Consider the following 20,730-nt stretch of genomic DNA (forward strand, 5'->3'; position numbering starts at 1 on the left):
TAGACGATGGTAATGACACTGACATTGCTTGGTGAAGTCATTTATGCAATTAACGTCATTTTAGCAATAATTATTATCTTTAGGCAACGGCGAGATATTGCTGCCATCTGGGCTTGGCTGTTAGTGTTGCTGTTTTTGCCCGTCGTTGGATTTTTAATCTACGCTTTTTTGGGTCGTCAGCTACCAAAGGGCAAGTTATTCAAAGTAAAAAGTGATGTCCAACTACAGTTAGACGAACTCCTAGTTCGGCAGCGAGCACAATTTGGCAACGAAGATTTACCTGCCGACCTTGTTTCTAATTCAGTACAATCACTGGTAAAGATGTTTGTCACCGCCAATCATGCTTTTTTAGCAAGAAAAAATCGAGTTCGCATTTTAACGGACGGCAAAAAGCTATTTCACGAAATGATTGAGGATATGGAGCGAGCACAAAGCAGCATCCATATTGAATTTTACACCTTTTATAACGACCAAATTGGACAAAAAATCCGCGATTTACTAGTTCGTAAGGCTCAAGCCGGTGTGGAAGTTCGGGTATTGTATGATCCGTTTGGCTCGTTGGGGACTTACCGCTCGTTTTTTAAGCCGTTATTGGCGGCTGGCGGTCATGCCGAAGCGTTTTTGGCTCGTTCCGCGATTTTTGATTTTCGGTTGAACTTCCGTGATCACCGTAAAATTGTGGTGGTTGATGGTAAAGTGGGTTACGTTGGTGGTTTTAACGTAGGTAATCAGTACCTCGGTCGTAAGGAAAAATTTGGTTATTGGCGGGATACGCATCTTCGGGTAACTGGTTCTGCTGTCTTCGGTTTGCAAGGTCGGTTCATTCTTGATTGGAACGCGACCGCTAAGTCGGGGTTATTACCAGCTGACCGAATTGAACCGCAGTATTTTCCAATTACCCGGGTTAAGGGTGATACCAACATGCAAATTGTCAGCAGCGGGCCCGATTCTGAACTGCAGCAAATTAAAATGGGTTACATTAAGTTGATCCAAACAGCTAAACAACGGGTTTGGATTCAAACGCCCTACTTGATTCCTGACGATAGCGTTATGGATGCCTTGCGCATTGCGGTGATGTCAGGCGTTGATGTGCGGATTATGATTCCTAACATGCCAGACCACCCGTTTGTGTACCGTGCGACGCAGTATTATGCCCATGAATTAGCCAAAATCGGCGTTAAAATCTACTATTATGAACACGGCTTTATGCACGCCAAAACAATGGTTGTCGATGACCGATTTGCATCCGTGGGGTCGGCTAATCTCGATTATCGAAGTTTCAAGTTGAACTTTGAAGTGAACGCGTTTTTATATGACGAAAAAATCGCGTTGCAGTTAGCCCGATATTTTGAAGAAGACCAGCGCGTGAGTCGTTTAGTTACAGCAGAAATGTTTGCCCAGCAGTCATTTGTATTGCGGTTCAAACAGAGTTTCAGCCGGCTGTTATCTCCCATTTTGTGAGTTGAATATTCGCGATAATATGGTGAGTCATATTACTTGTAATCGGTTACAATTCGGGTTATTATAATGTTGGAAGGTTAGATAAGACCAATTAGCTTTGAGAGTAGTATCGTTGCTGTGAAGCAACAACAATCCGAGTATTAGTGATGCTAGACCAATCGGATTGGTAGTAGAAACAGATGAGTATTAGGCGGTTTCCTTAGTTGGTTGCATCATGTTAGTGAGGCATCAAGCAACAGGAGATGGAATCGGTGTTTGATGGTAACCCTCAAGCCGACAAGCGTACGAAGCTCAGTGGTTAAGATCCAAGATTTACAATTGGTCGATAGCCTTCTACAGGTACGAAAGGGTCGCGCAGTATGCGACCGGTTTAGATACAAAGGTCGTTTTCCTGATAACGATATCGGGAGAACGATCTTTTTTTGCATTAAAAACGGTAATGAAGCTGGAATGCAACATATTTTAGAACAATGTAACAGGGTAGTTGCTCGTATGAAACGCCAGCACTTGCTAAGCTGATGTTGTGATTAAGAAAGGAATGTAGAAAATGACACTTGGTTTTGGTAACAAAATTCAACAACAGCGACAAACGTTGCACTTAACGCAACAAGCACTTGCATCGAAACTGCATGTAACGCGCCAAACAGTTTCACGGTGGGAAAATGAGAGTACCTACCCTAACTTGGACCTTTTAATTGCCTTGAGTGATGAGCTACATCTTTCTTTAGATGATTTGTTGCGGGCCGATGATGAGCCAGCGATTGTCACCAATTTGAGTCGAGAAGTTCGACGGACGCGCAAATATCGCCGGTGGTTATGGTTGATTGGCATTGTAATTGTTTTAGGAATCGGCTACTTAGGATTATTAAGTTGGGGGCGGTACACCCAAAATGTCTTGATAGACCGTACCAACCCATTCTTACCGACTGTGAGAGGCTTTGCTGTCTTGCCGGAGCAGACACCCACAAAGCGAGTTCGATTGACAGTGACCGAAAATGGCAAAACGACAAAGCAATGGCGAAATGAACCACAACCGGTGAAGGCCTACGTTATCAATGATGTCTTTCAAACCGGTGAGTGGTTAGACTTTGAAGTCGGTGAGATTCCCGAAAAAGGTATGAATTACGCCTATGTGCAACATAAAGGATCGTATGTTAGTCAGGTTCGACTGATCCATAAGAAGGATGCACCGAAATTAATTCAGACACAATTGTGGTCATACATCCCATATAATGCGAAGATTGGCGATAACCGGCGGACCTTGTCACCATTCAACTGAGTCAATCGTTCAGTGACCAAGCGACCGATTATCGGGCGCTTTTCATTTCCTGGGAAATATTTCCAAGATTTGATTGACGACCTGTTGCACTTTGCGTATAGTTAGGTGCGTTCAAATAATGGGCAACATCGGTAGGGAACTGAGGAGGGATACGTTTGGCGTTTTTAGAGTTGCATGATATTCATAAATCGTACTATTTGGGAAAAGAAGAATTTCCCGTTTTAAACGGCATTGATCTTGATTTTGAACGGGGCGAACTCGTTTCGATTTTAGGTGAATCCGGTGGTGGGAAATCGACCTTGATGAACATCATTGGCGGCCTTGACCGTAACTTTACGGGATCGGTGGTTATCAATGGTCAGCAGTTGGATCATACGAAAGAAAAACAGCTCGATAACTATCGTCGGGGTATGATTGGGTACATTTACCAGTCCTACAACCTAATCAGTCACTTAAACATTGTGGATAATGTGTTGGTATCACTGGATATGACTGATTTGAGTGGTGCTGATCGTAAAAAACGCGCCATTGAACTCTTACAAAAGGTTGGCTTGGGTGATCAACTCAAGAAGCATCCTAACCAACTATCTGGTGGTCAAAAGCAACGGGTAGCCATCGCGCGAGCACTTGCCAGCGATCCACAAATTATCATTGCGGATGAACCAACGGGTGCCCTTGATTCCGTAAATACGGCAGAGGTTCTTAGTCTACTCAGTGAGATTGCCCAGGATGGTAAGTTAGTGATTGCCGTGACCCACTCCCAAGATGTGGCTGAACACGGGACGCGGATCGTGCATTTGGCTGATGGGAAAATTGATGGTGATGAACGAATCAAGCCAGCGTATCCATTACCCGAAAAACAAGCACTGATGAAGCCTAAGGTGCTTTCAGCAGGCGCCAGTTACCGCAATGCCTTTAAGCATTTTTCGTTTAATTTCTGGCGAAATCTGATCATTATGATTGGGACGGCCATTGGGTTATTTGCTGTACTGCTGTTCAGCGGGCTTGGAAACGGGGTTAACGCCTTTATCCAAGATCAAATTAGCTCGATGGTCAATCCTAACTCAGTGACGGTCATGAAAAACCCAACTGGTAAAAAGATCAGTATGGCTAAAATGCAGGCCGAGATGAGTAACTATGCCAATGACCCACAAAAAATGATGATTAGTGATTCGTTAGTCAACAAGCTTGATCAGTTAAAAAACGTCAACAAAGTAGAACCAGGGTATCAAATCTCGGCTTACACCTTGTCTTATAAGAAGAAAAATAAAACCGATTCAGGTCTTCAGACTTGGACGAAGGCCTACGCAAGTAATACGATCAAGCAGGGGCATGCACCTAAGAATAACCAAATCGTGATTGATAAATCACAGGCGACCATGTTGATCAGCCAGAGTCACTACAAAGATATTATCGGCAAAAAAGTGACCTTGACCTTTAACACCGTGACCAATCAAAATCGACCAGTTCAGGTGACTAAAAAACTGACGGTGGTCGGGTTAAGTAATGGTGGTCAAGCGGGTGCCATTGCCGGTACGAACTATCAAACCATGCGACAGATGTTAAAGAGCGCAAAGGCTTCAACTAAGGCTAACTTTGTTTCGGTGAACGTGACCGATACCAAAAAGGTTAAAACGGTAGCCAACGCAATCAAAAACGTCAAGGATAGTCATGGTAAGTACGCCTTTGGTGCCATTACCGTTGGTGATATCTTGAATACCGTGAACCAGTATGTATCGATTGCCTCGATTCTGCTATCAGCCATTGCGGGTATTTCATTAGTTGTGTCAGCGCTGATGATTATCGTGACGATGTACATGTCTGTCTCGGAACGAACCAAGGAAATCGGCATTCTGCGGGCACTTGGTGAACGTAAGAAGGATATCCGCCGGTTATTTACGGCTGAGTCACTGTTTATCGGGGTTTTCTCGGCAGTCATTGCATTGGTATTAGCTTATGCTGGTAGTATTTGGTTAAATCATGTGCTTTACGGTATCGTGAAGTTTAACATGGTCCAAATTACACCAGGAAACATCGTAACGACGTTTGTCTTAGCCATCGTGATTTCGTTTGTTGCAGCGTTATTACCGGCAAGACGCGCATCACGACTGAATCCAATTGATGCATTATCAGCTGATTAAGGACGACCAAAAATAAAAGGAGCAACTAATCCAAACGTTGGATTGGTTGCTCCTTTATTGTAGGACGAAATAATCGTTGTCCAAGTTAATCTAACAGATGATGTAAATCGATTTTCAGGTTCATGAGGTAAAGGATAATCGCACCGATTGCTAGTGAAATAAATTCGCCAATCGCAATCGTCCCCCAGTTGATCCAAAAAGTTGGCCAAAAGGCAGTATTGCCTAACCAGGCTAGTTCTAACGCGATCGTAAACATTGAGAAGGTTACGATGAGTACGCCGGCAACTAACTTGGAAATAAAATTAGGCAGCCTTTTAGCGACGTAGTAGAACACTAGCATGGTAGCAAAAGTTGATAAACTGCCCCAGACGATGTCGACCACGCCATACGGCGATGATAGGTTAGCCAATGCCACACCGATTGGTACGGCGAGAACGTAACGTTTATTGTAGATGGCCAGTAAGTTCAGCATTTCGGCGAGTCGAACCTGTACAGGTCCAAAACTGAAAGCTGCCAAGACCATCGTAATTACGACATAGAGTGCAGCGATGACGGCGACTCGAGCTATATCATAGACCGAATCAACGCCAAAGTAAGACGTCTTAGAATTCATAATGCAATTCCTCTTTCGTTTTGGTTTTAATGCGCACAAGATATGTGACGCATCAGACAGTGTTATACATTACCCCATTTAAGCAGAAATGACAAGCTAGTTCTCTTGTTCAAACCGGTGCTTGAGCTTGTTTTCACCATATTGGAAGACTTCGGCAGGATCTAAGTCATATTTACTACAGAGAATCAGAGTCTGGTCGAAGACGTCGCATAGCTCTTCTTTCAGGTGGTTGCGCAACTCGTCTTCTGTCGCGTGGTGCTCGCCTGGGTGATCACGGCCGAGTTCAATTGTACGGACGACTTGGGACAGCTCACCCATTTCTTCAGTGAGAAAATTCATGCGAATCAGTGGATTAAAATGGTACCAGTTGCGACCTTCGTAGAATGATTTCACCCATGCTTGATGTTCTTGAATTGTCATAAGTAACCTCTTTCGTTAAATAATAATTACCCGGGAAATAATAAGACCCTACACCTATTTTAACGGGTGGAGGGTCAAAGTGAGCTTTAAATTGATAAAAAGTGGCCTAACCTTGTTGTAAAATCCAAAGGAAGATAATGAACACAACGGCTAAACCGTACATGATTGGACTAACTTCTTTGCCACGCTTAGCAGCAATCATTGAGAGTGGGTACGTGATGAAGCCTAATGCGATCCCATCAGAGATACTGTAGGTGAGGGGCATACCAACCAGAATTAAGAAAGCTGGTGCAGCGACTTCGAATTTTTCCCAGTGAATGTTCTTAAGTGATTGCGCCATTAAAGTCCCGACGATGATTAGGGCAGGTGCGGTAACTTGACTGGTGATCACGGTCAATAATGGCGAGAAGAACGAACCGAGGAGGAAGAAAATCCCAACAACCACGGCTGTGAAGCCAGAACGACCACCAACTGCGATACCGGCAGATGATTCAACGAAAGCGCCCATTGGTGAAGTACCAAGTAATGATCCGACAACCATTGTCGTTGAATCAGCGGCAAGTGCGCGACCGATTCTTGGAATCTTGTTGTCTTTAACCATACCAGCTTGTTCAGTCAAGCCAACTAACGTCCCGGTAGTATCAAAGAAGGTGACCAGTAAGAAAGTAAGGACGACCACGGCCAACTGCATCGTGTTGATGTTACCGACGTGGCCTAGCGCAACGCCAAAAGTAGAGTGAAGACTCGGAACGCCGGCCACCCAAGCAGATGGTGCGTGAATGAGGCCAGTTGCAAGTCCGATGATCACGTTAATGACCATCCCAATGAAGATGGCACCAGGCACCTTGGCACTCATTAAGATAATCGTTAAAATAAGTCCGATGATGGTGAGCCAAGTTGAGCCAACGTGAAGAGAACCGAGTGCAACAATGGTTGATTTGTTGGCGCTCACTAAACCACCATCACTCAGACCAATAAAGGCAATAAATAAACCGATACCTGCGCTGATCGCCATTTTTAAGTCACGTGGAATTGCATCAACAACCATTTCACGAATCTTAAAGGCAGTGAGGATCATGAATAAGATTGAGGCAACGAAAACGCCAGCTAAAGCGGTCTGCCACGGAATTTTCATACCCAAAACAACGGTGTATGAGAAAAAGGCGTTGATCCCTAAACTAGCTGAAATGGCGATTGGGTAACGGGCAACGATTCCCATTAAGAAACAGCCAAAGGCACTCGCCAACGCGGTTGCTGTAAAAACCGCACCCTTATCCATCCCGGAAACACCCAGGACGTTGGGGTTAACAAACAAAATGTAAACCATTGAGATAAACGTGGTTAAACCGGCTAGAAATTCTTTCTTATAAGAAGTCCCTAGCTCCTCAAATTGAAAATACGACGCAATTTTTTGACCCATAGCAATTTAGTCCCCTTATTAAATATAATAGCAATAATGTTCGTGTTTTGCTTAATAAACAACAGTAACTATCGTAACATTGATTTATATCATTTGCAATATACGAATGTTGTCTTTACCTTGAATGAAAACGTGCTCATTAAAATTGTAACTGACGCTCAGCACATCGATTTAATTTAGTGTAGAGTAGGAACATAATCAAAACGATACGGAGGCATCTTATGCAACGGTGTTTAATCTTAGGAATTGACCAACCAGTCGCGCAACTCGTCGCGGCCCAGTTGACGAATATGGAAGTGATTGGCTTCTCGGGAAAACCAACGCCAGCACTACCATTCAAGCAATTTAATGGGGATGCGAGAAAGGCGGCCAGTTATTTAGACGCAGTCGAAGGCATCGACTTAATTTATTCAGACTATGTCGGGATGGATGTTGATTGGAAGCTAGAAGCGGTTTTTGAAGCCCTTCGTCAACAGCAACAACAAGTTCGAACGGTGATGCGCGCCGTTGCTGGAATTGATCAAGAAGTGACGACACCACTAGAATATCCAGGCATTGATGACGTGACGGAGTACTTGAAGCAACAGCGGTATGCCGTCAAAATTATCGACGAGGCGGAAATGCCTTATACGATATTACGGCCGATTGTGGCTAAACAAGGGACAGACGCGGTCCAGTTAATTAATGAAGGTTTACTGGTACCCAATCAACCGATAGATGAGCAGGCGCTCGCAAATGTTGCGGTTGATGAATTGGTTAACGGTCGTCATATTAATCAATCGATCGCTGTTGTGGGTCAATCATAACGATAAAAGGAGTAAGTCAGGCTAATTTAGCTTGGCTTACTCTTTTTGGTTGTTGCGATATATGTGTTGTATTTTGTGGAGAAATCTATGTGTTGGAGCTATGTGTCGCCCAGGAGGTGGCGTTTGGAAGAATTATGTGTTCGATGTTAGGAGAATTTATGTTGGCTATTAATAGGAAGAAAGTTATTTCTTTTCTAAGCTAGTAGCGGGTGATAAGTTGAAGAATTTAGTGATGGCCCAGCTACCGAGAATCCCAATCAACATGAATGGGAAGAAGTCCAAACCTTGATTGAACAACGGAATGGCGTTACCAGCCCATGCGTTGATCGCTTTGAAGAATGACATGTTAGCAAAGAATGGTGGCAAGGTGTGGATCGCATCTAGGAAGGCTGGAATGAACGTCAAGATGATCGTAGTCTTGTAGATAAATGGATTCTTGCCCATGAATGGGTGAAGTAAACCTAAGAAGATGAGTGACATTGCCAGTGGGTAGATAAAGCTCAGCAATGGAGTTGAGTAGGTAATGATTTGATCCAAACCGAAGTTAGCGATAATGAAGGCGCCAATGGAGCTCAATGAAAGGAAGAAGTGGTAACCAAGTTTTGGAAAACGGTGACCCCAGTCTTCTGAAAGAGCTGCCATCAAACCAATACATGAGGTCATGCAGGCTAAGAAAGTAACGGCACCCAGAATGGCTGTGCCGGCCATACCAGTGTAGTGGGCCATGATGGCGGTAAAGGCAGTACCACCGTCAGCGCTTAACTTGAGATAACTTAGGCTGGAAGCGCCAAGTGCGATTAAGAAGATGTAGATGATGGCTTCAAGGCCCATGCTGATGGCGCCAACTTTAGCAACGGCCTTAGAACGATCCTTAGTGTCAGTCATACCGAAGTATTTTAAGGCGGTGATGATCGTAACACCAAAGCCTAAGCCAGCCAAAGCGTCCATCGTGTTGTACCCTTGTAAGAAACCGTTGATGAGGTTGCTACCAGCACCGGTACCTTGTGGGAAGATTGAGATTTGACGAATATCGCCCTTGATGATGAAAGCCATAAAGAAGATGAAAGCAAGTAGGGCAAGTAAAATTGGGTTGAGTAACTTACCAACGTAGTCCGTGATCTTACTTTGATTCCAAGAGAGGAGCAGTGAGATGCCGAAGAATAAGAAGGAGAAGATGAGTAAGCCCATTTGATCCCAGGCCTTTGGCAAGAAGGGCTGAATCCCAATTGCGAAAGTAGTTGTGGCGGTCCGTGGTGAGGCAACTAAGATACCGAGGGTAGCGTGAATCATAATCAGAAAGAAGAGCGCGAACCCTTTACCGGCCGGTTTGGCCAAATCATAAGCACTGCTACTACGGGTGAGGCTAATGGCTAAAATTGAAAGTAGTGGTAAAACAATGGCAGTTAATAGAAAACCAATGGTTGCAGGTCCCCAGTTACCGGCAGAGAGCTGACCTAAATGAATTGGGAAGATCAAGTTACCTGCACCGAAGAATAAACCGAATAATAACGAGCCTAAAATGGTATATTGACGTTTCGTTAACGTTGTTTTCATAATAAATTCCTCCTGTGTGTTGGTGGTAATAAAAAACGCCCTTAGCTATGTTAGCTAAGGACGTGTTATCGACGTGTTACCACCTTAATTTTCAACCACTTCACAGTGATTGACTTAGAAAGTACGGCCAGCCGATGCGCAGTCGGTTAACGATACTTCATTGCTGTAATGGGCGCATTCCCAGTGACCACTTCGATTAATCGTCGCGGTCACGACTTGTAGATTACTTTCATCAGTAAGGTCAACTGCCTCGTCTCACTATTCAAGGCTCCCTGAGAGTTTTCCAAACGACTACTCTTCTACGCATAGTCTTTGATCAAAAATATTTAGATATGTGATGTAACTTGTTTATGTGGACTATCATAATCGATTTAAATTAAAAGTCAAGGGGAAAGTTAAAACTTTTTAATTTAATATCGCGTTTATCTCATGTGTTTTTCATGGGCATATATGGTAGAATACGAACACATTAAGTTGTCAAAAACTGAAAAATAAGCAATAATGATGGGTAATGAATTAATGGTGATTTGATTAGATTTTGAAAACGGACAGAAGGATGGGAACGAATATGGGAACGCAGCTCAATCAACGAAATCTCGATGTAAAACGCCTCGTCGTTAAAGTTGGGACCAGTACACTCGTTTACCCGAGTGGGGGGCTTAACCTCAGCGCAATTGATCAATTGGCATTTGCCATTAGTACGTTGTGTGGTCAGGGTAAAGAAGTGATCTTGGTGTCGTCAGGTGCAATTGGTGTTGGCCTGAATGCACTTCGCTTGAGTGAGCGACCCAAGGCGATCAGTGAGCAACAAGCACTGGCATCAATCGGACAGAGCAAGCTCATTACTTTGTTTAATCAACGGTTTGCGCATTATAACCAGATGATTGGTCAGCTGCTCTTAACCCACGACGTCTTTGATTTCCCGGCAAGCAATCAACACGTTATGGATACCTTCAACACGTTGTTGAGCAAACACATTGTGCCAATCGTGAATGAAAATGACTCGATTGCGGTTGATGAAATGGATCACCGGACCAAGTTTGGCGATAACGATCAGTTGTCAGCGATTGTCGCAACGCATACGGACGCTGATTTACTCATTATGTTATCCGATATCGAAGGCTTCTATGATGCTAATCCACTGAAGCACGATGATGCCCAACTAATTCCAACGATTCACCAAATTGATGATGAAACCTATGCAGTCGCCGGTGGTAAGGGCAGTCGGTATGGTACGGGCGGTATGGTTACTAAACTAACGGCTGCCGAAATTATGCTGGCTGATCAACGCCAGATGATTTTGGCAAGCGGAGCCGACCCGGCAATTATTCTTGATATCTTAGCTGGTAAATCAATTGGTACGTGGTTTACCCCAGAAGGAAAAGGAGCGGTTCAACATGGCTAGTGAAACGATCAAAACCAGTCAACTTGAGATGATGGGACAGTTAGCTAAAACGGCAGAAACCCAGTTATCGCAGCTTTCTAATCAAGTTCGTAATCAGGGCTTGAAGGTAATGGCTGAAGCGTTAATGACGCATACAGAAGATATTTTAAAAGCGAATCAGATTGATTTGGATAACGCCACTGATTTAAAGGCCAGCTTCGTGGATCGGTTAACGTTGACTGTTGATCGAATCAAAGCAATGGCTGAAGGGATGCAACAGGTGGCCCAATTACCAGACCCAATTGGTAGCGTGGACAAAATGTGGCAAAACGATGCTGGGTTAATGATTGGCAAGCAACGGGTACCACTTGGCGTCATCGGAATCATTTTTGAGGCCCGGCCTAATGTAACCGCCGATGCTTCAGCGTTGGCCTTCAAAAGTGGCAACGCCGTGTTGTTACGAGGTGGCAAGGAAGCCATAAAGACCAATATTGCCATTAGTGATGTGTTACGCGAAGCTTTGGCGTCAATTGACGTTGATGAAAATGCGATTCAGTTAGTTCACGATACGTCGCACGAAACGGCTAACGAAATGATGGCCTTAACGGGATACTTAGACGTGTTAATTCCACGTGGTGGTCGTGGGTTGATTCAACGCGTGGTTACAACGGCTAAGGTTCCAGTCATCGAGACGGGGGCCGGTAACTGTCATATCTATGTCGACCAGTACGCCGAACTTCAAATGGCGGTTGATATTACCGTCAACGCCAAGGTTCAACGGCCATCAGTCTGCAACGCGGCTGAGAAACTAGTCATCCATAGCGCAGTAGCTGATGATTATTTACCTGTAATTGCGGCTGCTTTGGCTGACCAGGGTGTCCAACTACGTGGAGATGAACGAGCTCGCGCAATTGTGCCAAGCATGGTAGCAGCGACTGATGCTGACTGGGATGAAGAATATAATGATTTGATTATGGCCGTTAAGGTGGTCGATTCTGAAGATGAGGCGATTGCACACATCAATGCCCACAATACGAAGCATTCAGAAGCCATTATTACGGACAATTATCAAAATGGTCAGCAATTCCTGAAGCAAATTGATGCTGCTTGTGTTTACATCAATGCTTCAACCCGGTTTACCGATGGTTTTGAATTTGGCTTTGGTGCTGAAATTGGTATCAGTACCCAAAAATTACACGCTCGTGGACCAATGGGATTGCACGAACTGACGTCAACAAAGTACATCATTTATGGTGAAGGTCAGGTTCGGCAGTAAACAGGCCAAGATCATGGTCGGCACGAAATAGGCCACTGATTTATTAGAGAATCATAAAAACACTAAAAAACTATAAATCTATGCATTTCACCTCGTTCCAGTGACTATTTTTTGGTAAACTGTAATCAAAGAGGTGACGTGCCGTGACAATCAAGACTAATCCGGAACAGTTGGATCTACTAAAATCACAAATGGATGAAGCAAATCGAACATCACACTTCGTGATTTTTGAGTCAATTGAGCTTGCCAGCGGTGATCATTTGCGCTTAATTACGGATTACGAGAGCTTTCGAGAAATTCGTAAAACGCACTATGATGAGGCGCGGATGCACATTTTACAAGATATCGTGCCAATTACGGACAACCTTGCAAAGTGGGCAATTGCGGAAAGCCAGGCAACTCACGAATCAGATAATCCAGAAGTGCTTGCGGATCTCGAGTTATATACGAATGAAGTTTTAAAAGAGAATTTTATTGAAATTAATTAGTGTAAGATCAGAGATTCAAATTCGTCAATGCGATGAATAGTGTTCAATTCAGCAGATAAAATAACGTCGTGAGTCTCAGGCAACTGGGACTTGCGACGTTATTTTGTCTACTGATAGCTGTTTAGAATGTACGGATAAAATTGTGAACTAGAAATACCGCAGTATTTGTTTCACGTGAAACTTTTTGAAACACCTTTTGTATTTTTGGTAGCTTGCTTTATAGTTCAAACGAATATCTGTGGTATAGACTCACGTTAAATTAGGCCTGAAATGGATCTTAAAATAACGCAATAAATTTCCAAAAGTCGGTACACGAACATACGTTCAAGTGTGCTATGATTAACTTACAAAACACGTCGCCAAATAACTTTGGCAGAAAGGTGCAACGAATATGACACTACAATTTGTGACTGGCAAAGCGAGTGTAGATCATCAAGCCAGCTTACTTGAATCGTTAGCGCAAACGTATCAGGAACATCCAACGGATCAATTCTATTACTTGGTGCCGAACCACGTTAAATTTGAATCTGAGGTCCAAGTATTATCGCGGCTAGCAACGTTAACGGGTAATCATGATGAGGCCTACGCACAGTCGGCCGTTCAGGTATTGTCGTTGACTCGATTGGCGTGGTTCTTTATGAAAAACGAACCGGCCTATCAGCTACCGAGAATTTCACAGGCCGGCATGAATATGCTGGTCTATCAAGCAATATTGGATCATCAAGATGAGTTAAAGTTATTTGGTGGTGAGGCTGACCGACCAGGATTTATTAGTTTGCTGACACGGCAACTTTTAGAATTAAAAACTGGTCAGGTTAGTGTACTTGACTTACAACAGGTCGCAGAACAATTAACAGATTCGAGTGCGGATCTAGACGCGAAGCTACACGACTTAGTTTTAATTTACGATAGTTTTGAAACCGCGATGCTTGGCAAATACGTGGCAAACACTGATTTATTGAATCAGCTCAGTGATTATTTGGCGAATGTTGATTTAAGCCATGCACACTTTTACTTTGATGGATTTTCTCAGACGCAGTTTTCGGCCCAGGAAGCTAAATTACTGACAACGTTGATGCAACGGGCAGCATCGGTGAAAGTTGCCTTGATTCTTGATCAGGGAACGTCCACACCGGCCGATATCAACGAACAGAGTCTGTTTTACCAACCAGCACGAACTTATCTCCGCCTTTACCAGATTGCCAAGGCCAATTCGATCACCGTTTTGCCAGATGTTCACGCAACGGCGAGCCGTGTTGCACCAGCTTTGACGCAATTGGAACAGTATTGGCAGGCATCAGCAACTGGGCTCGTCAGTCAAAGAACTGAGACGCTTGCCGATACTCAGGCTGTTCAACTTATTGAAGCCGATAATCGCTACACTGAAGTTGCACGAGTAGCAGCAATTATTCGAAAATTAGTGGCTGAAGATGGTTACCAATACCGCGATTTTCTGATTTTAACGCGACATTTAGATCAATATGCGACGGTTATTCCACCGATTATGACGATGCAAGCAATTCCTTATTTTAGTGATGTGTCTCAATCGATGGTGGATCATCCGCTCGTCGAGTTGATCACGGCTTTATTTGAGATCAAACGCAAGCATTTTCAGTACGCTGACATTATGCGGTTATTAAAAACCGAGTTAATGTTACCTAAAACGGATGATGGTCAGTATCTTTCAATTGATGCGTTTCGTGATGCACTCTTTAAAACTGAAAATTGGGTCCTCAAAATGGGTTATCAGGGTCAGCGCTGGCTACAAAAAGAAGATTGGCCATACGCACGGCTTCAAAGCGATGATCTGGGCACGATGACGAGTGCCGACCAGCACACTTATGACCAAATCAACGGGATTCGGCGATTTGTTCGCGATACGTTAATGCCATTTTATCGGCAATTGGATCGGGTCAATAACGGTCGCGAGGCAGCTAAGGTCTTGGTGACCTTTTTAACGAATTGTGGCGTGACTGATCAGTTACTGGTATGGCGTGATCGAGCCATTGAAGCAGGTGATCTTAGTCAAGCTAGTCAACCGGAACAGACGTGGCAAACATTTTGTAACTTGTTAGATGAATACGTGACGATCCTCGGTGATCGTGTATTCAACGCACCCGACTTTTTAGCACTGTTACAAGCTGGGTTTGAAGGTGCCAATTATTCCCAGATTCCATCAACACTCGATCAGGTCACCATTTCTGAAAGTGGAATTATTCAGATGAATAACCGTAAGATCACTTTCATGATTGGTGCAACGGATAAATCAATGCCAGACACAACATTACCAAGCCATTTGCTGAATGATAAAGATCGTCAGAAGTTAGTGCTACCGGAGGGTGAATACCTGGGTGATGATGGTATTTTAACGTTACAAGGCGAGCCGTATCTAAATTACATGGCGTTTATGACGCCATCAGAGCGCTTGATTTTTAGCTATCCAATCAATGCGGGTGACGATGCCCAAAACCAACTGAGTCCATATGTTGCCAGGATTCAAAAGCATTTTAACCTTGAAAAGCAAGTGCATCATGCGACACCGAAAGCTGAAGAAACGGATGTTACGACCTATGTTGGCACCAAACGGGCAACGTTGCGGCACTTAGTTCAGGCCAGCAACGATAGTCGTGAGCGCTCGGTAAGCCTCAGTCCATCGTGGCAATACGTTTACCAGTCACTAACTAAGAGTGAGTTAGGCCCATTGACTGAAAAATTGCTGGGTAGTGTGGCTTATCGAAATGTGCCAACGCCACTTGATCAAGAAATTGTGACTGGGCTTTATGGCACGATGATCAATAGTTCGATTTCTAAACTAGAAGAGTTTTACCGTAATCAGTACGCCTATTTCCTCAAGTATGGGTTAAAACTGCGTGAACGCGATGAATTCGAACTTTCACCGGCCAACACCGGCGAATTCTTTCACGCAGCAATGGATTTCTTAATGAAGCGTGTTAATCAAGAACACATTGATTTAGCCAATTTAGATGACCAGCAGTTAACGCAATTGGTTGAAGAAGTGACGAGTGTCATTTTGAATGATCCGAAAAATTTGCAGTACGCGATTTTGAATAGTAGCGAGCGGATGAAGTTTATTAAGGGGCAATTGATTGGTGTTGTCCGGCATATGGCGAAAATGTTTCATAAACAAAATCAATATACGCCGATGCGAGCTCGTCGAACCGAGGTCCTTTTTGGGCATATTGGGGCCGAAAATGGCTTGCCGCCATTGGCATTTGATCTTGAAAATGATAAAAAAATCAGGGTGCGGGGTAAAATTGACCGAATCGATACGCTCAAACTACCAGACAATGAATACATTGGTATCGTCGATTACAAATCAAGTGAGCGGACGGTGAAGTTCAATGACATCTATGAAGGCATCGCGATGCAAATGATGACTTATCTAGATGTGGTGCAACAAAACATGTCGCTTTTGACCGATGATCCAGATGCACAATTAGCCGGCGCCTTATATTTACACCTTCAAAATCCGCGGCTAAAGCCAAGTGATATCAAGCAAGATATTGAGCGGGCGTTACTAGCAAAGGGTCGCTATGAAGGCGTGCTAGTGTCAGATGACCAGTTGATCCACTCATTGGAGCCACAATTACAGGTCAGTGAAGCTGCTAAAGTCTTTCCATTCAAATTAAAGAAGGACGGTTCAGCTGCCAAGTCGAACTCAATTATCACGATGGACCAGCTGCAGAGTTTATTGCAATTTACCGAGCTGAAAATTAAGGCAGCTGGTAATGCAATTTTTGACGGTCAGATTCAGTTGAACCCGTACAAGCCACTGTCTGGCAATTCTGCCATGACGCATTCACCATACACTGCCATCATGCAGTTCGACCCGATGTTACCAGAAAACAATTATCGATTACAAACAGCGTTATCCAAAAATGACGAGATTATTAAACGAATTCAAGAGGAGGTCAACAATCATGGAATACACTAAGAGTCAGCAACGCGTCTTAGATACGCATCAAACTAATCTACTTGTTTCAGCGTCGGCTGGATCTGGTAAGACCCGTGTGCTAGTTGACCGTGTGATCAACATGATTTTAGCGCATGAAAGCCTTGAAAACCTGTTGATTGTGACCTTTACTCGAGCGGCTGCTAAGGAAATGAAGGAACGTATCGAACGGTCATTGCGAGAGAAAATTAGTCAGATAAATGCCGAGGAACAACGGTACTTATCCCGTGAATTGGCGATTTTACCAGTTGCAGATATTAGTACGTTGGATGCTTTTTGTCAGCGGATCGTTGAACGGTATTATTACCTCATCGATTTAGATCCCGTCTTTCGAATTTTAGGTGACCAAACTGAGAGTGCACTGTTACAAGAAGAAGTGTGGAACGATGTTCGTGAACAGTTTTATCAAAATGATGAGGACGGTCGCTTTAAGCAACTCGTGACAAATTTCTCCAATGATCGTAGTGATGATGGCTTCACGGATCTTGTCTTTCGAGTATTTCAATTTATGGGTGCCAAGCCGGATCCAGAAGGTTGGTTGAAAACCCTGGCTGCGCCTTATCAAGTCACTGGCAATTTGATGGCGTCTACCATTGTTCAGGAACAACTATTACCCATCATCATGCAGCAGTTAACGGATGCGCGGACCGAACTTGAAGCTGCCAAAGAACTGGCGAGTGATCAGCAGATTGAAAAGGCCGTGACTTATATTGACAGTCTGCTGACGCCATTGAATCAGATTAAGCCGCAACAGCTTAGCTGGAACGATTTACGGGACCAATTAATGGCCTTTTCGTGGGGACGACTGCCTTCAATTCGCAAGAGTGCGTCTGAATATGACGACTATCAATTAATTAAGGAACGCTACGTTGCCCACCGTGATAATGCTAGTGACGCAGTTGAAGCAGCAACTAAACTGATGCCGTTACCAGAAGCAGAGACGGTAAGTGCGATGACGCATAGTTATAGTCTGGTCGAAAAACTAGCTGAAGTTGTCCAGGCCTTCGCTGAAGCCTATGATGCTGAGAAGCAACGGCGACACGTTTGGGAGTTTAGTGACATTGAACACTTTGCCTTGAAAATTTTACAGGCTTCGTCGACGGAAGCAAACGCCGTGCGTGAACAGCTCTCAGCGAACTACCACGAAATTATGGTGGACGAGTATCAGGATACCAATGAACTACAGGAAGCCATTGTTACAACGTTGGCGCATACGAACCCTGGTAATTTATTTATGGTGGGCGATATTAAGCAGTCAATTTATCGTTTTCGACTAGCTGAACCTAAGCTGTTCATTGATAAGTTTAACCGCTATCAATCGGACCCAACTGCTGGTACCGAAATTACACTGGCAGAAAACTTCCGTTCCATGAAGAACGTGGACGATTTTACCAATCTGATCTTCACCCAAATCATGGATGAAAAACTCGGTCAAATTTCATACGCTGGTCCGGCAAAGTTGGTCTATGGTGCCAATTACCCGACAGAATTGCCGAATGTTGCGTCCTTGTTAATTTACGATACCGATGCGCCCAGTGAACAGACTGGAAATGATAAACCTGACGGCTCAGAAGGCCAAGTGATGTTAATTGCCCAGACCATCCACGAATTAATACTAAAAGAAACCCAGATATTGGATCGAAAAACTGGCGTAACGCGACCATTAAAGTACCAAGATATTGCGATTATTTCCGCCACTAAGAAAAACAACCTGAACATTCAGGACCAATTTGGTCGTGCGGAAATTCCGGTTCAAATTAACGATGCGCAAAGTTACTTTAAAACGACTGAAGTTCAAATTATGATGTCGCTACTGAAGATTATTGATAATCCTTATCAAGACATTGCCTTGGTAGCTGTGTTACGCTCGCCAATTGTTGGGTTAAATGAAAACGAACTGTCCTACCTTAGAATTACGGATAAGACGGACGATTACTACTCAGCCCTGCAACACTTCTATCAACATTATGATGAACAGTATGCCGGTAACGCATACGCCGATGGGTTATATCCCAAAATTCAGCTATTTTTGTCACAATTAACGACGTTTCAGACGGTTGCGCGGCAAGAACACCTGGCAACGCTGATTTGGGAAATTTATCAAACGACCGGTTTTTTGGACTACGTGGCCGGCATGCCAGCTGGACCGCAGCGTCAGGCAAACTTACACGCTTTATACGAACGGGCAGCTGATTATGAGCAAAACGGGTTTAAGGGGCTGTTTCAGTTTGTTCGCTTTATTGAACGGATGCAGCGTAACGAACACGATTTGGCGGAGGCTAAAACTAAAGCAACGGATAACGCTGTTCAAGTGACGACTATCCATGGTAGTAAGGGATTGGAATATCCAGTCGTCTTCTTGTTAGACGCTTCAAAGAAGTTTAATATGCAGGATTTAACAAGTCGGGCAGTTTTAAATAACCAATTGGGAATCGGTATCGATTACTTGGATGAACAACAGCGACTCGCAGCGCCAACACTCCCTAAACTTGTGATTCAAAACGAAACGCGGAAAGAGGCTTTAGCCGAGGAAATGCGGAAACTTTACGTTGCCTTAACCCGTGCGGAGCAACGACTCTACATCGTTGGTGAATGCAAGGGACAAGAGAGTTTGATTAAAGGTTGGTCTGCCGCTAACCAGGATCAAAATTTAGTGTTGAACGCAGGGCTACGAGAGCGGATGCACACCTACCTTGACTGGATTGGATTGGCACTGATGAGGCACCCTAAATTCACGCTGAACCCGGACCACCAGGTACTGCCGGCATTACAGGCGGATGAAACTGAGTTTGACGTAACCTTTTATTCAGCCGATGATTTGGCCGGTATGGGGCCACGACAAGGTGTTGAAACTGGTGAAAAGTGGCTGTGTGCACTTAAACAGCAAAGTGCAGCAACCGATTATTCCGTGATTGATGTAGATCACATTGATCGACTAATGGGCTATCAATACGATCAGCAAGCCGAAACTGAAACGACTGCTTACCAATCCGTGTCAGAAATTAAACGCTTGTTTGAAGATCCCGATATGACTCAGTTGGGTGATTTCCAACCAGATTGGCAACAACCGAAAGCGCAACACCGGTTTGTGACGCATGAACTGGCAACCCCACAATTTATGCAGATGGTGACCGCACCAAGTGGCGCAGAGATTGGAACGGCAACTCACTTGGTATTGCAGGAGCTTAACTTAAATCAGCCCGTTGACTTGGCTGCCGTTCAATCTGTGATTGATCGATTGGTTGCTAGTCAGGTTATGACCAGTGCCGTAGCCAAACAAATTAAGCAAACTCAGATTACGACCTTTTTCAAAAGCGACTTGGGCCAGAGTATTTTAGCTAACGTGTCCCAGCTACACAGGGAAACGCCGTTCTCACTGTTGCTACCAGCAAAGGATGCCTTTGTAGAGGTTCAGGATGAACAGGCCAAAATCTTAGTCCACGGAATCATTGATGGTTACTTTATTAACGACGACGGCATTACACTGTTTGATTACAAGACGGACTACGTGCAACCTAATGAAGCAGGACTTGGCAAAATCAAACAGCGTTATGAAGGTCAATTAAAGTTGTACGCCTTGGCGTTAACTAAAATGCTGAATTTACCGGTTGTTCACAGATATTTATATCTGTTGTCGGTTGATCAAATCGTGAGCGTTTAGTTGTTGGTAACGTGAGCAATTAACGCGTAGAAGTGTTGAAGATACTGAACTTGATAAAATCTTAAACTTTATTAAGAATAGTCGAAATGACAAATATTTTTTAGACGATTAGTTAAATACTATATACCCTAATAAACCTAGTTTTAAGCGGTGATTAGTCATTCTAAAACACACTAAAATTAAGCTAAAACTAATCATGATAATGGAATTGAGTAAATAATTTTGGAACTTGATAACGACAATCTTGCTGTAAT

General features: G+C 43.9%; 13 protein-coding genes. 9 read left to right on the forward strand and 4 right to left on the reverse strand.

The features are described from left to right. Nucleotides 1–6: 6 nt before the first annotated feature. The 3 genes from cls (at nucleotide 7) to FD04_RS01145 (ending at nucleotide 4,881) form a co-directional block, all read left to right on the forward strand. On the forward strand, nucleotides 7–1,461 hold the full coding sequence (gene cls, locus FD04_RS01130; protein WP_056946387.1) for a cardiolipin synthase: 1,455 nt from the start codon (nucleotides 7–9) through the stop codon (nucleotides 1,459–1,461). Between the two features lie 547 nt (nucleotides 1,462–2,008). Next, the gene (locus tag FD04_RS01140) at nucleotides 2,009–2,740 is read left to right on the forward strand and encodes a helix-turn-helix domain-containing protein (protein ID WP_054702340.1); all 732 of its coding nucleotides are present in this window, start codon (nucleotides 2,009–2,011) and stop codon (nucleotides 2,738–2,740) included. A gap of 155 nt (nucleotides 2,741–2,895) precedes the next feature. Continuing rightward, nucleotides 2,896–4,881: an ABC transporter ATP-binding protein/permease gene (locus FD04_RS01145; RefSeq protein ID WP_056946388.1), complete on the forward strand. Its 1,986-nt coding sequence runs from the start codon at nucleotides 2,896–2,898 to the stop codon at nucleotides 4,879–4,881. A gap of 85 nt (nucleotides 4,882–4,966) precedes the next feature. On the opposite strand, the gene FD04_RS01150 is transcribed toward FD04_RS01145, so the two are convergent. From FD04_RS01150 to FD04_RS01160, 3 genes are all read right to left on the reverse strand, one after another. Continuing rightward, nucleotides 4,967–5,494, reverse strand: a complete 528-nt coding sequence (locus tag FD04_RS01150) for a QueT transporter family protein (protein ID WP_056946389.1) — start codon at nucleotides 5,492–5,494, stop codon at nucleotides 4,967–4,969. A gap of 96 nt (nucleotides 5,495–5,590) precedes the next feature. After that, nucleotides 5,591–5,914, reverse strand: a complete 324-nt coding sequence (locus FD04_RS01155; RefSeq protein ID WP_054702343.1) for a MazG nucleotide pyrophosphohydrolase domain-containing protein — start codon at nucleotides 5,912–5,914, stop codon at nucleotides 5,591–5,593. Between the two features lie 106 nt (nucleotides 5,915–6,020). Further along, entirely contained in the window at nucleotides 6,021–7,334 is a 1,314-nt protein-coding gene (locus FD04_RS01160; RefSeq protein ID WP_056946390.1) for an NCS2 family permease, read from the reverse strand. A gap of 221 nt (nucleotides 7,335–7,555) precedes the next feature. On the opposite strand from FD04_RS01160, the gene FD04_RS01165 reads away from it, so the two are divergent. Then, entirely contained in the window at nucleotides 7,556–8,140 is a 585-nt protein-coding gene (locus FD04_RS01165; protein ID WP_056946392.1) for an NAD(P)H-binding protein, read from the forward strand. Between the two features lie 183 nt (nucleotides 8,141–8,323). Here the strand turns inward: FD04_RS01165 and brnQ are convergent, their stop codons facing one another. Then, nucleotides 8,324–9,694 (reverse strand): branched-chain amino acid transport system II carrier protein, encoded by a 1,371-nt coding sequence (gene brnQ / locus FD04_RS01170; protein ID WP_056946394.1) that lies wholly within the window; start codon nucleotides 9,692–9,694, stop codon nucleotides 8,324–8,326. A gap of 568 nt (nucleotides 9,695–10,262) precedes the next feature. Here brnQ and proB point away from each other — a divergent pair. From proB to addA, 5 genes are all read left to right on the forward strand, one after another. Continuing rightward, nucleotides 10,263–11,099 (forward strand): glutamate 5-kinase, encoded by an 837-nt coding sequence (gene proB, locus FD04_RS01175; protein WP_054702348.1) that lies wholly within the window; start codon nucleotides 10,263–10,265, stop codon nucleotides 11,097–11,099. After that, complete coding sequence (locus FD04_RS01180) at nucleotides 11,092–12,354, forward strand: glutamate-5-semialdehyde dehydrogenase (protein WP_054702351.1); 1,263 nt, start codon at nucleotides 11,092–11,094, stop codon at nucleotides 12,352–12,354. The genes proB and FD04_RS01180 overlap by 8 nt, the downstream gene beginning before the upstream one ends. A 143-nt stretch (nucleotides 12,355–12,497) precedes the next feature. Then, entirely contained in the window at nucleotides 12,498–12,842 is a 345-nt protein-coding gene (locus FD04_RS01185; RefSeq protein WP_054702354.1) for a hypothetical protein, read from the forward strand. Nucleotides 12,843–13,233: 391 nt separating this feature from the next. Next, nucleotides 13,234–16,797, forward strand: a complete 3,564-nt coding sequence (locus FD04_RS01190; RefSeq protein WP_056946396.1) for a PD-(D/E)XK nuclease family protein — start codon at nucleotides 13,234–13,236, stop codon at nucleotides 16,795–16,797. Then, entirely contained in the window at nucleotides 16,784–20,476 is a 3,693-nt protein-coding gene (gene addA / locus FD04_RS01195; protein ID WP_156660375.1) for a helicase-exonuclease AddAB subunit AddA, read from the forward strand. The genes FD04_RS01190 and addA overlap by 14 nt, the downstream gene beginning before the upstream one ends. The last annotated feature ends 254 nt before the right edge of the window (nucleotides 20,477–20,730 follow it).

Source organism: Secundilactobacillus odoratitofui DSM 19909 = JCM 15043, from assembly GCF_001434895.1.
In the GTDB taxonomy this organism is placed as follows: domain Bacteria; phylum Bacillota; class Bacilli; order Lactobacillales; family Lactobacillaceae; genus Secundilactobacillus; species Secundilactobacillus odoratitofui.

Bases quoted from the DNA above. Each gene is read 5' to 3' on its own strand.
- cls (WP_056946387.1), top strand. From the start codon at position 7: ATGGTAATGACACTGACATTGCTTGGTGAAGTCATTTATGCAATTAAC.
- FD04_RS01140 (WP_054702340.1), top strand. From the start codon at position 2,009: ATGACACTTGGTTTTGGTAACAAAATTCAACAACAGCGACAAACGTTG.
- FD04_RS01150 (WP_056946389.1), bottom strand. From the start codon at position 5,494: ATGAATTCTAAGACGTCTTACTTTGGCGTTGATTCGGTCTATGATATA.
- FD04_RS01155 (WP_054702343.1), bottom strand. From the start codon at position 5,914: ATGACAATTCAAGAACATCAAGCATGGGTGAAATCATTCTACGAAGGT.
- FD04_RS01160 (WP_056946390.1), bottom strand. From the start codon at position 7,334: ATGGGTCAAAAAATTGCGTCGTATTTTCAATTTGAGGAGCTAGGGACT.
- FD04_RS01165 (WP_056946392.1), top strand. From the start codon at position 7,556: ATGCAACGGTGTTTAATCTTAGGAATTGACCAACCAGTCGCGCAACTC.
- brnQ (WP_056946394.1), bottom strand. From the start codon at position 9,694: ATGAAAACAACGTTAACGAAACGTCAATATACCATTTTAGGCTCGTTA.
- proB (WP_054702348.1), top strand. From the start codon at position 10,263: ATGGGAACGCAGCTCAATCAACGAAATCTCGATGTAAAACGCCTCGTC.
- FD04_RS01180 (WP_054702351.1), top strand. From the start codon at position 11,092: ATGGCTAGTGAAACGATCAAAACCAGTCAACTTGAGATGATGGGACAG.
- FD04_RS01190 (WP_056946396.1), top strand. From the start codon at position 13,234: ATGACACTACAATTTGTGACTGGCAAAGCGAGTGTAGATCATCAAGCC.
- addA (WP_156660375.1), top strand. From the start codon at position 16,784: ATGGAATACACTAAGAGTCAGCAACGCGTCTTAGATACGCATCAAACT.